The organism is Pedobacter sp. CAN_A7 (genome assembly GCF_015752175.1).
Taxonomy (GTDB): domain Bacteria; phylum Bacteroidota; class Bacteroidia; order Sphingobacteriales; family Sphingobacteriaceae; genus Pedobacter.
Window position 1 is genome coordinate 418,177 of sequence record NZ_JADOUW010000002.1, and the last position, 12,576, is coordinate 430,752.

A 12,576-nucleotide genomic window follows, 5' to 3' on the forward strand; every position below is an offset into this window, starting at 1 on the left:
AATTTCTTTTTGCCTGAGTATTTGATTTATAAAAGATTTCTATCTATCTTTGCAGTCCCTAAATTTTAGGGGGAATAAAAGAATTATTAACAAATTAAATACAAGCAAGTGAATACGTTAAGTTACAAAACTGTCTCAGCCAATGCTAAAACTGTTAACAAACAGTGGGTTGTTGTTGATGCTCAAGGCGAGATTTTGGGGCGCTTGTCATCGAAGATCGCTATGATCATCCGTGGAAAAAACAAGCCAGAGTACACCCCACACGTAGACTGCGGAGATAACGTTATCGTTATTAATGCAGACAAGGTTAAATTGACCGGAAATAAATTCAGCGAGAAACAATACGTTTCATACACTGGATATCCAGGTGGTCAACGTTTCATTTCTCCGAAAGAGTTAATGGCGAAACACCCTACGCGTGTTATCGAGAAAGCCGTTCGTGGTATGTTACCTAAAACAAAACTTGGTGCTAAGTTATACACCAACCTTTTTGTTTACGCAGGAGCAGAGCATCCTCACCAGGCACAATCACCAACAACCATTACACTTTAATTAAAGGAAGAAAGAAATGTCAGTTACTAACACTTCAGGAAGAAGAAAGACTGCTGTTGCACGTATCTATTTAAAAGATGGCAACGGCGCCATTACCGTTAACGGTAAAGACCACAAAGTATATTTCCCTACATTACCTTTACAATATATCGTTAATCAATCCTTAGAAGTTTCTGAGTTAGTTGGTCAGTATGATATCAATGTAAACGTAGCAGGAGGTGGCATTAAAGGCCAGGCAGAAGCTATTCGTTTAGCTATCGCTAAAGCTATTGTTGAATTAGATGCTGAGAAAAAACCAGCATTACGTGCTAAAGGGTTAATGACCCGTGATATGCGTATGGTTGAACGTAAGAAACCAGGTCGCAAGAAAGCTCGTAAAAAATTCCAATTCAGTAAACGTTAATCTTAAGGAGACAACACAATGGCAAGAACAACATATCAAGACTTATTGGATGCAGGTGTACATTTTGGTCACCTTACCCGTAAATGGAACCCTAAGATGGCGCCCTACATTTTCATGGAGCGCAATGGAATCCACATTATAGATTTAAACAAGACTTTAACTAAAACTGAAGAAGCTGCTTCTGCGATTAAACAAATCGTAAAATCTGGTCGCAAGATCTTATTTGTAGCAACGAAAAAACAAGCTAAAGAAATTGTTGCTGAACAAGCAAAAAAAGTAAACATGCCTTTCGTAACTGAACGTTGGTTAGGTGGTATGTTAACTAACTTTCAAACTGTACGTAAGTCGATCAAAAAGATGTCTAACATCGACAAGATGACTAAAGATGGTACTTACTCGATTCTTTCTAAGAAAGAGCGTTTAATGATCCAACGTGAGCGTATTAAATTAGAAAGCTTATTAGGTGGTATCGCGGATTTAAACCGTTTACCAGCTGCTATCTTTTTAATTGATGTTAAAAAAGAGCATATCGCAGTAAGCGAAGCGTTGAAATTAAACATTCCAACTTTCGCTATGGTAGATACTAACTCTGATCCGTCAAACATTGATTTCCCTATTCCAGCGAATGATGATGCAACTAAATCAATCTCTTTAATTACTGATATCATTATCAAAGCAATTGAAGAAGGTTTAGATGAGCGCAAACGTGAAAAAGACGACGAAGCAGAAAAAGAAGCTGTAGCTGCTAAAGCTGCTGCTGACGCTCCGGAAGTTAAAGAACCAGGCGAAAGAAAGAGAAAAGTAAGTGCTGAATCTTCTGAAGAAGGTACTAGCGAAGCGTAAATAATATATTTTGGGTTGTATGTTGTGTGTTGCGGGTTTTACTTACAACTAACAATATACAACCCATTATTTTTTTATAAAACTTAAAAGGAAACAAAAATGTCAGTACAAATTACTGCTGCAGATGTAAATAAATTACGCCAACAAACCGGTGCCGGTATGATGGATTGCAAAAAAGCATTAACAGAAGCAAATGGCGATTTCGAAGCAGCCGTTGATTACTTACGTAAAAAAGGTGCTAAAGTAGCAGCAAGCCGTCAGGATCGTGATTCTAACGAAGGTGTTGTTATTGCTAAAGCGACAGCAGACGGAAAACGTGGTGTTGTTATTGAATTGAACTGTGAAACTGACTTTGTTGCTAAAAACACTGATTTCGTTGCCTTAGGTAATAAATTTGCTGATTTAGCAATCGAGAAAAACCCTGCAACTTTAGAAGAGCTTTTAGCTTTAGAAATTGATGGCGTTAAAGTTTCTGATATCATTGTAGAAAACACTGGTAAAATTGGTGAGAAAATTGGTATCTCTAAATTCGAAACTGTAACAGGTGAAAAAGTTGTTCCTTACATCCACGGTAACTACCGTTTAGGTGTTTTAGTTGCTTTAAATCAAGATGTTGCAGGTGTTGACGAAGCAGGTAAAGACGTAGCGATGCAAATTGCTGCCATGAACCCGGTTGCTTTAGATAAAGACGGTGTTGATTCAACGCTTATCGAACGTGAAACTGAGATTGCTAAAGAACAAATCCGTGCAGAAGGTAAACCAGAAGCAATGATTGAAAAAATCGCTGCTGGTAAATTGAATAAATTCTACAAAGACAATACATTGTTGAACCAGGAATTTGTTAAAGATTCATCTAAAGATGTTCGTAAATTTTTAACCGATACGGCTAAAGATTTAACCGTTACTTCTTTTAAACGTGTACAATTAGGTGCATAACCTTTTTGTAATGAATATAAAAAAAGTCCCTTATGGGACTTTTTTTATGCCTTATATTTACGAAAATAGATTTGCCTTATGATAGCAATTACAAACGGAAAGTTATTTACAAAGCATGGTTTGGCAGCAGACCAAACGGTTATTATAGAAAATGGAGCGATTAAAGCGATTAGCGACGGTACCATACCGGCCGACTATACCACTATTGATGCCGGGGGTAGTTATATCGTCCCTGGTTTTATAGACCTTCAAATTTATGGTAGCGGAGGGAACTTGTTTTCTGCATTTCCAACGGTGGAAACGCTGAGACAGATGGATGCCGACTTAATTAGCAAGGGTACCACCGGCTTTCTGGTCTGCCTGGCCACCAACTCCATGGAAGTTTTTTATGCGGCCATAGACGCTGCCAAGGCCTACCGTGCCGAAGCAAAAGCTTTTATGGGACTGCATTTAGAAGGCCCTTATTTGAATCCAAAACGTTTAGGTGCTCATATTCCTGAGTTTGTACACCTGGCAACATTAGCGGAAGTAAAAGCGCTCATCGAATATGCGGAGGGCACGGTTAAAATGATGACCCTGGCGGCTGAGCTACAGGATGAGGAAGTGATTAATTACCTGCGTGAGCAGGGCATCGTGTTATCACTTGGGCATAGCGATGCTACCTTTGAACAAGCTACCGACGCCTACAACAATGGTTTTACAACCACCACACACCTGTTTAATGCCATGCCATCCATACACCACCGCGCACCAAATTTGCCAGTAGCGTTGTTTAGTCACCCCAAAGCTGCTGCCAGCATTATCGCTGATGGACAGCACGTCAGTTACGAAATGGTAAAGATGAGCTATAAACTGCTTAAAGAGCGCTTATTTCTGATTACCGACGCGGTGACGGCCTGTGAAGTTGGACCATACCAGCATCGTTTGGTGGGTACTAAGTTTACCATGGCTGATGGCACGCTTTCGGGTTCCAATATTACCTTATTGGACGCCGTTAAAAACTGCGTAAATCATTGTGATATCCCATTGGGAGAGGCAGTTAATATGGCCAGCCTGCACCCGGCAAGGGTAATGGGCATGGCTGAACATATAGGCGTTGTGGAGCCTGGTAAATCCGCCAATCTGCTGCTTTTAAATGAGGAGCTGACTTTGCAAAAGGCTTTTGTTGCCGGAGTTGAACATTTGATCGTTAATAATTAAAACAAATAGCTATTTTTGGAGTCATGAAGTATAAAAGGATCCTTTTAAAGTTAAGCGGCGAATCGCTGATGGGCGATAAGCAATACGGTATTGACAATGAGCGCGTTAGACAGTATGCTGAGGATATCAAAGCAGTGCATGCCCAAGGACTTGAAATTGCAATTGTTATTGGTGGCGGCAATATATTCAGAGGTTTAAGTGCCGAAAAGTCGGGAATGGATCGCGCGCAAGCCGATTACATGGGGATGTTGGCTACCGTAATCAACAGTATGGCTTTACAGGATGCTTTAGAAAAAGTGGGTTTAAAAACCCGTTTACTTACTGCCATCAAAATGGAACAGATCTGTGAGCCTTTTATTCGCAGAAGAGCGGTAAGGCACCTTGAAAAAGGCAGGGTTGTGATTTTTGGTGCAGGAACAGGAAACCCTTACTTCACCACGGATTCTGCAGCGGCTTTAAGAGCCATTGAAATTAAAGCAGATGTGGTATTAAAAGGTACCCGTGTTGATGGTATTTATACTGCCGATCCGGAAAAAGACAGTACAGCTACCCGTTACAGCAATATCTCTTTCAAAGAAGTCTATGCAAAAGGGCTAAATGTAATGGACATGACCGCTTTTACACTTTGTGAAGAGAATGAACTTCCCATCATTGTTTTCGACATGAATAAACCTGGTAATTTCATGAAAATTGCTCAGGGCGAAGAAATAGGAACACTGGTTAAAGGTTAATAATTTTTTAATTTGCACAAACAACACCTCATATGAATGACCTCATAAAGAAACAATTACAGGAAGCACAAGCGACAATGGATAAAGCAATTTTACATTGCGAATCGGAGTTGACAAAAATACGCGCAGGTAAAGCTTCTGCAGGTATGCTGGATGGAATTACGGTAGATTATTATGGTACACCAACAGCATTGAGCCAGGTAGCCAGTATCAATACTCCTGATGCTCGTACTTTGCTGGTTCAACCCTGGGAGAAAAACTTGCTTACGCCAATTGAGCGTGCTATTATGGAAGCTAATATCGGTATCAACCCACAAAATGATGGGGTAGTGATTCGTTTAGTGGTTCCGCCACTAACTGAAGAACGCAGACGCGACTTGGTTAAAAAAGCAAAAGAAGAAGCAGAAAGAGGAAAAATTGCCATCCGTAACATCCGTAAAGATGCAAACGAAAAGATCAAACGTTTGAAAGGTGACGCGGTTTCTGATGATGAAATTAAAACTGGCGAAGGCGAAGTACAAAAAATCACTGATGTTTATATCCTTAAGGTAGATAAACACATGGAAGCTAAAGAGAAAGATATTTTGACGGTATAAACACCCAATTATATTTTTATTATCATAAAAAGGGAATGTAGCGAAAGCTGTATTCCCTTTCTTTATTTTTGCACCGAATGAATTTACTGCTGCAATATCTAAAAAATCACAAATGGACGGTTGCCCTTGCCCTCGTGCTGGCAGCCATTAACATCGGCTTTTCCTTGCTTGACCCTTATATTACGGGTCGTATTGTCGACCAGTTTATCGAGAAAAAGGATATACTGAGCAGAAGTGAGTTTGTATGGGGCGTACTGAGTTTAGTAGGCCTTGGCGTTGGTGCGGCCATGGTATCGCGACTGGCTAAAAACTTCCAGGATTATTTCACGAGCATCGTCGTGCAAAAAGTAGGCGCCCGCATGTATGCCGATGGCCTGAAACGTTCGCTGGAATTGCCTTACCAGGTGTTTGAAGACCAGCGCAGCGGTGAAACCTTAGGGATTTTGCAGAAAGTGCGCATCGACACAGAGAAGTTCATTACCTCCTTTGTAAGTGTAATTTTTGTGAGCATCATCGGTATGGTTTTCGTGATGGTGTATTCCACTTCCGTAAGTTATAAAGTGACGCTGATTTACCTGGCTGCAGTACCTACCATTGGTTTGGTCAGTTGGTTCCTCAGCAAAAAAATAAAGGTGATTCAAAGAACCATTGTAAAAGAAACGACTGCCTTAGCGGGTTCAACAACCGAATCACTACGAAATATTGAATTAGTGAAAAGCCTTGGCCTGGTAAACCAGGAAATAGAGCGGTTAAATAAAACTACTTACCAGATATTAGGTTTGGAACTGAAGAAGGTGAAATATGTGCGCAGCATGAGTTTTGTGCAGGGTACCACCGTTAATTTTGTACGGAGTTCCATGGTGGTGGTGTTGCTCATCCTGATTTTTGAAAATACCATTTCACCGGGGCAGTACTTCTCTTTCCTTTTTTATTCTTTCTTTTTATTCGGCCCACTACAGGAGCTGGGCAATGTGATCCTTTATTGGCGTGAAGCGGAAGTATCCTTAGCTAACTTTAAGCGCATTCTGAATACACCGGTAGATAAAAAACCTGTGAACCCGGTGCCTCTTGATAAAATTACACGACTTTCCTTTAATGGGGTCAGCTTCCGTCACCTGACGGGTAAAAGCAATGCCTTAAATCATATTAGTTTTAGTACTGACCGTGGGGAAACCATTGCTTTTGTGGGCCCTTCTGGCTCTGGAAAAACCACATTGGTGAAGCTTTTGGTGGGCTTATACCAGCCGGTTGAAGGTGAAGTTTTTTATAACGAAATATCCAGCGGCCAGATCGATCTCGACCAGCTTAGGGAGAAGATTGGTTTTGTAACCCAGGATACGCAACTCTTTTCAGGTACCATTAGGGAGAACCTACAATTTGTGCGGCCTCATGCTACCGACGAAGAATGCCTGCATGTATTACAGCAAGCTGCTTGTCAGAACCTGATGGCCAGGGCAGAACATGGACTGGATACCGTGATTGGTGAAGGTGGTGTAAAAGTATCCGGTGGCGAAAAACAACGACTTTCTATAGCCAGGGCATTGTTACGCCAGCCAGATATCTTAGTATTCGATGAGGCCACTTCTTCTTTAGACTCGCTCACCGAAGAAGAAATTACCGGAACCATCCGGGAGATCTCTTCTAAAACCAGTCACATCAGTATTTTAATTGCTCACAGGCTTTCGACCATCCGTCATGCCGATCGCATTTATGTGTTGGAAAAAGGCCATATCATTGAACAGGGAAAACATGAAGACCTATTAACTGAAAAAGGACTTTATTATGCCATGTGGCGCCAACAAGTTGGCGAGCGTGTCGAAGTGTAAACCTCAACACGCTGTTTGCTATTGATGGTTAAGGCATAGGTTTTAAACCCTCCCATTTTACATTCCACTTGCCGTTTTTCGGAAAGCCGGGGTTGTTCTCGGTTTGCCCGTCCCAACCTGCACACATCATGGCTACCGCCGTGAGCAGACCTCCATTGCCAGGCAGGTACAGGCGTAATCGCTCATCCTGGTAATTGTGGCCGTTAACCAGATACCTATTGGTTTGCACATTCATCATTAAGGCATCAATGGCCCGTTCAGGAATATTCAATCTGGCGGCTGCCATGGCCGTCATTGGGAAATCCCAGCCCCAGGTATCATTCCAGCTCCAGGTATCCCACACCAGGTCGAATGTCTTGCGCATGACTTTTTTATCCAGTAAAGGGGTTTCCGGCAACATGCCGTAAGTACCCAAAACCGAAGGGTGATCTGTTTTAAACTCAGGGTTGGTGTAAGAATCTTTTGCACTTTCGGTGGCCAGATAAACGCCGTCCTGCACAGGCAGTGGTGACAGTTTAGCCATCACGTCATCCAATTTGGCCGATCTTTGTAAACCTAGTCGCTCGCGCCATTGCTGTGCAATATTCAATGCCCAGTGCCAGTATGCCAGCTCGTAGGTAGGGTTAAAGGTTTCTTCCGCTTTAAAACGTTCCTGGGCAGGAATAACACCCGGACCTAAGCGATATTTTCCCGTCTCCTTATCTAAATAAGCAAAGGAAGCCATAAAATCGGCGGTACCAAAGACCAGGTCTTTGTATTGTTCTAGTGTTTTTTTATCGGGATGCGCCCGGTAACCCAGTTCGGCGAAAGTGATTAGGTGAGGTTGTTGCCAGATGAGGAGCGCACCAACTGATGACGGACTTTCATTACCATTGTTGTCGGTCATCTTTTGCCAGCGCAAGCCATCAAAACCCTGGCGTTCCGCTAATTTCTTTGCGCCGCTCGCCACTTTATGGTACCAGTTGGCCGTCTTTTCCATAATTTCTGGCCTTCCCCATAGGGCAAAATGCACCATATGCCACCAGGTCATTTCCAGGTGAGGTTTTCCAAACCAGCTGTTATAGGTTAAACCTGTTTCTTGGGGTGGGTAAGAGCCTGCACACTGTACTTTGGTGAGGTATTGTGATAAGATGACCCTACGCTCCAGTTCATGTGCCCTGGGGTCGCTGCTGCCAGCAAAATCAACGGCACCACCGCTTTGCCAGAATGTTTTCCAACCATGTATGCTATTGCTTTCGGTTTCTTTGAATGTCGGAATTGCTTGCTGTGTTTCTTTTTCCTGGAACCAGGCGGTTAATTCTAGTGTGTTTGATTTTCTATCGGGATGAAGCACGATATAATGCTTATCCTTAGTGGTGAGGTTTGCGTTCCCTGTCCATTTCAAGGCGGTGATGTAACTCGCCGAATCCAGTTGACGGGTAATCACCGCCGAACGCGCCGCAATTCTAGTCAGCTGGGTTTTATGTTTATCGACATTTGCATGGTTATTGCCTACATCCATCCATTCGGCAGTTGGGTAGGGATAGCGCAGTTTGACTTTCAGTCTGCCCGTGGTAAGTAGGTTGGAATTGATTTTAGTGGAAATCAGGTCATCCTGCTGGTGCGAAACCGTAAGCACTTCTACCTTTTCGCCCTCTACGGTAAAGTTGCTTTTTATGGTGCCTGTCCATAAGTTTAGTTCCTGATCAATATTTTTGATGTCGTCAGGACCGGCTGCTTTGCCATTTTTCAGGGTAATTTCTAAACCCAGGTTACCTAACTGCAGGCGGTGTACGTTTTTCCTGAACCAGTCTGAAGCATTTTTATTGCGCTCCGGCGTTTTTACCTGTACGGCATAAGTAATGTTGCGCCCGTATTGCTGGTATTCGCGCAACGATTCTTCAAGTGTAAAGTTTTCTGTGTTTTTGAAGGTATTCCAGCCCCATTCGGTTTGAGTACCCAAGGGGACGCCGTGTTGGTAACGGTCTGGGAAAGTTTGTAAACCTGTGGCATCTACTGTAAAAGCAAATTTACCATTGCCAACAGATAGGGAGGCTAAAGAATCTACCTGTTTTACCTTCACGTTGTGGCGGCTTACCAATGCCTGGCGGTTAATTTTTTGTGCTTGCAGGGTTAAACCTGCAAACAGCAAACAGCTGGCTAAATAATATTTAATCATCATCGTCCTTAAAGCGTCTATTTGGTTTGTTCCAAGATAGGGAAAAACGCTCCCTTAACTATCCTGTACAAACCTGCTCTCCTTAAGGCTTAACTTAGTAGGGCATGGAAATCCTCATAGGCGTCACGCAGGTTGGGCGACTGGTTAATGGCGGCCGATGCTGCCAGACCAAAGATCCCCGTTTCCATCAGGGCTTCTACATCTGCAAGTGTTACACCGCCTACTGCCAATACTGGAAAATCGATGTTTAATGCTTGTAATTGTGCCATTGCGGCTGTATATCCCTGGATGCCCAGTAAAGGGGAATTGTTGGGTTTTGTGGTGGTGATGTTAAAGGGCCCAAAACCAGCATAATCGGCACCTTCCTCAAATAACCTGATTAGTCCGGCTACTGTTGTTGCCGATCCACCGATGGTGGTTTCTTCGCCAAGCTGTGCCCTTAAGGCTTTAAAATCGGCGTCGAAATCTTCCACATGAAAACCTTGTATATCTGCTTTTCCTTTCAGCTGCACATGATCAGTGACGATCAGGGTAGCCCCCCAATCGTCACAAATCGATGCTATTTGATGTATTTCATTCAACAGCTCGTCCCCACTTTTAGATAAACAGCGGTACTGTATCCATTTAGCACCTGCTTCACAAGACTGTTGGGTCTGCTCTACATGACTAAAATCAGGCAGGTCATGGGTAATGAAATGTAGTTTCTCTATGTATTTTTTCATTTATCAATGCTGTTTATTTGCGGCGAGAAGCAATCATCAATTAAATAGCTTCATCAGGTTAATCTGGTGTTAAACAATTAAGCTCATGTGCTTGATTGCTGTCAACTAGAACTTCAAATTTACTGAAAGTAAGAAGTTTGTACCTGCCTGAGGGAAATAAAAGTTCTCTGTGGTAGTTATACCCTGGTAAATAGAACCATAGGTATAACCATTGCTTTCATATTTTTTATCGAATACGTTGTTTACCAAAAGGGCGAGGTTGATGTTTTTAACCCCAAAAGCTGTGAAATCATAGGCTGCACGCAGGTTGCTTACAAAATAAGCGGCCAACTTTCTCGATTCATTTTGTGTATTATCAAGGTATTGTTTGCCCACATATTTATTTTGTAAGGCAACGGCGAAACCAGTAACCGGTTTATAAGCTAATTCTGCAAACAAAACGGCAGCAGGGGAAAAGGAAATATCTGTAGTGGTGTATGCCGTTTCTACCGTATTGCTAATGTCGCCATTATCGTCGTACTCATAGAGGTAATCTATATAATCGCTAATCTTGTTGCGGCTCAAGGCGGCATTGGCGTTTAATACCAGTTTCCTGCTCAGCACATACGATGCATCCAGCTCTACGCCAATGCGGTAACTTTCAGGTACATTCTGACGTATCGATTCTCCTACGTCGTTGATTTTTCCGGTTACCACGATTTGGTCTTTGTAGAACATGCCATAGACGTTTAGACCTGCATTAAATCGGTCATTTTTAAAGCGGTAACCTGCTTCCACATTGTTCAAGCGTTCTGATTTAGGGAATAATCCGGCGGTGGCATTCACATAATCATCGCGGTTAGGCTCTTTATTAGCTACACTATACGATGCATAAACATTGCTTTGCTCCGTCAGAAAATAAGTAGCGCCAACCTTGGGATTAAAGAAGTTCATCTTGTCGTTAAGGTCTATCAGGTCCAGGTTTTTATCTGTACCGGCCACCTCATAATTCAGGTTTCGGTATTGCAGGTCGGCAAAGAGGCTCAGCTTTTCTGTCGGACTGTAAATTACCTTTCCAAAAATGTTGAAATCTGTTTTGTCGCCCTGGTTATCGTAGTAATGATCTCCGTATTGGCCATTAGAAGCATATTGCGCCCAAATGATTTCACCAAAGTGTTTTCCTGCATATTCATTATAAGCACCCCCCAAGGTAAAGGTCAGCTTGTTGGAAGGCTGGTAGTTAAAGTTATAAGTTACCCCGTAAAAGTCGTTATCAAGCCACCTGCGGCGAATTAAATCTGTCCTGTCCAGCGGACTGCCACCCAGATTTACGTTATCCAGACCATAATTGCTAAACTTCTGGCCGGTTCTAAATTCTTCGTAATAACCGCGGCCGTCGGTATAATGCAAGGCGCCGTTAAAGGAAAACTGCTCATTAAACTGGCGAGCATATAACAGCTGGTAATGGTTTTGCCAGTAGTTATCGGTCTGGTCTTTATAGGTGAAAGAATTATAAGTGCGGTTTCCTGAATTTAAAAGCAGGTTTGCATCCGCTTCACTCAGGTAATTACGGTCGATATAAGCCTGCATACCGGCCAGGTCGCCATTTAAACGCGATTCGGGAATCCCGTTCCAGGCCTGGTAGGTGGTTTCGGCACCTGCAAACACATTGATCCGTAAAAGGTCCTTTTTACCATGGTAGGCACCCGATAAAAAGTATGATTTTAAGTCGGAGGCTGCACGATCAATAAAACCATCTGATTTGATGCGCGATAAACGACCATCAAAGCTAAATTTATCATTGATAAGTCCGGTTCCTACTTTTACCGTGTTTTTCCAGGTGTTAAAAGAGCCATAGGTATTGTTTATTTCCGCAAAAGCCGCTCTGGAAGGGGCGCTGGTTTGCACATTTAAACTTCCGCCAAAAGCACCAGCGCCATTGGTTGAAGTACCCACACCACGCTGGATCTGGATGTTTTCTACCGAGGATGCAAAGTCGGGCATGTTAACCCAAAAACTTCCCTGGCTCTCGCTATCGTTATAAGGAATGCCATTCACCGTCACGTTGACACGTGTGGCATCGCTACCGCGAACCCTGATGCTGGTATAACCAATGCCAGATCCGGCATCAGAGGATACTACCACACCAGGTGTATTATTTAAGAGAAAGGGCAGGTCTTGTCCAAAGTTGTTTTCGCTGATTTCTTCCTTGCTCAGGTTCCTGTAAGTGGTGGCCGATTTCTCGGTGGCCCTGGTGCCTCTCACAATCACTTCATCGGCCAGGAAGGCTGAAGGTGCCAGAGCAACGTCTAAGGTAAGGTTGGATGTTAAATTTATGGTTTTCTCCTGGGTTTCGTAACCTATGTAGGAGACCACTAAAGTGTAATTTCCAGGTTGCAGGTTTTTAAACTGGTATTCGCCAGAACGATTTGCGGTGGCACCACGCTGTGCAGATTTAAGCTTCACGCTTGCGCCGGATAAGGGTTGTTTAGCATCAGAAACAGTTCCTGATAGGGTAAATTGTGCTTTCGTTAATAACGGAAACAGCAACATGGCAAGGGCCATGAATAGTAATTTTTTCAATTTTAAAAATTGTTTTTAGTTAAACAAGCTGTAAGCAGGGGTACTCA

General features: G+C 42.9%; 11 protein-coding genes. 8 read left to right on the plus strand and 3 right to left on the minus strand.

The features are described from left to right. The first annotated feature begins 108 nt into the window (after positions 1-108). The 8 genes from rplM to IWX76_RS07955 all read left to right on the plus strand — a co-directional run bounded on the left by rplM (position 109) and on the right by IWX76_RS07955 (position 7,087). A complete protein-coding gene (gene rplM / locus IWX76_RS07920) occupies positions 109-552 on the plus strand; it encodes a 50S ribosomal protein L13 (protein WP_196859368.1) in 444 nt (147 codons plus the stop codon). Positions 553-568: 16 nt separating this feature from the next. Next, positions 569-955, plus strand: coding sequence for a 30S ribosomal protein S9 (gene rpsI / locus IWX76_RS07925; RefSeq protein ID WP_196859369.1), 387 nt, complete (start codon positions 569-571; stop codon positions 953-955). A gap of 18 nt (positions 956-973) precedes the next feature. After that, on the plus strand, positions 974-1,798 hold the full coding sequence (gene rpsB, locus IWX76_RS07930) for a 30S ribosomal protein S2 (RefSeq protein ID WP_196859370.1): 825 nt from the start codon (positions 974-976) through the stop codon (positions 1,796-1,798). A gap of 99 nt (positions 1,799-1,897) precedes the next feature. Next, entirely contained in the window at positions 1,898-2,734 is an 837-nt protein-coding gene (gene tsf, locus IWX76_RS07935) for a translation elongation factor Ts (RefSeq protein WP_196859371.1), read from the plus strand. Between the two features lie 78 nt (positions 2,735-2,812). Next, entirely contained in the window at positions 2,813-3,934 is a 1,122-nt protein-coding gene (nagA, locus tag IWX76_RS07940) for an N-acetylglucosamine-6-phosphate deacetylase (protein ID WP_196859372.1), read from the plus strand. A 23-nt stretch (positions 3,935-3,957) separates the two neighbouring features. Then, positions 3,958-4,665 carry a UMP kinase gene (pyrH, locus tag IWX76_RS07945; protein ID WP_196859373.1) on the plus strand — a complete coding sequence of 236 codons (708 nt, stop codon included), beginning with the start codon at positions 3,958-3,960 and terminating at the stop codon, positions 4,663-4,665. Positions 4,666-4,697: 32 nt separating this feature from the next. Beyond that, positions 4,698-5,261 (plus strand): ribosome recycling factor, encoded by a 564-nt coding sequence (frr, locus tag IWX76_RS07950; protein WP_196859374.1) that lies wholly within the window; start codon positions 4,698-4,700, stop codon positions 5,259-5,261. Positions 5,262-5,338: 77 nt separating this feature from the next. Then, entirely contained in the window at positions 5,339-7,087 is a 1,749-nt protein-coding gene (locus IWX76_RS07955; protein ID WP_196859375.1) for an ABC transporter ATP-binding protein, read from the plus strand. Between the two features lie 28 nt (positions 7,088-7,115). Here IWX76_RS07955 and IWX76_RS07960 read toward each other — a convergent pair whose 3' ends face one another. The 3 genes from IWX76_RS07960 to IWX76_RS07970 all read right to left on the minus strand — a co-directional run bounded on the left by IWX76_RS07960 (position 7,116) and on the right by IWX76_RS07970 (position 12,529). Next, positions 7,116-9,248, minus strand: coding sequence for a hypothetical protein (locus IWX76_RS07960; RefSeq protein WP_334641490.1), 2,133 nt, complete (start codon positions 9,246-9,248; stop codon positions 7,116-7,118). 86 nt (positions 9,249-9,334) lie between these two features. After that, positions 9,335-9,967, minus strand: coding sequence for a thiamine phosphate synthase (locus tag IWX76_RS07965; protein ID WP_196859376.1), 633 nt, complete (start codon positions 9,965-9,967; stop codon positions 9,335-9,337). A gap of 105 nt (positions 9,968-10,072) precedes the next feature. After that, entirely contained in the window at positions 10,073-12,529 is a 2,457-nt protein-coding gene (locus IWX76_RS07970) for a TonB-dependent receptor (RefSeq protein ID WP_334641491.1), read from the minus strand. Positions 12,530-12,576: the final 47 nt, after the last annotated feature.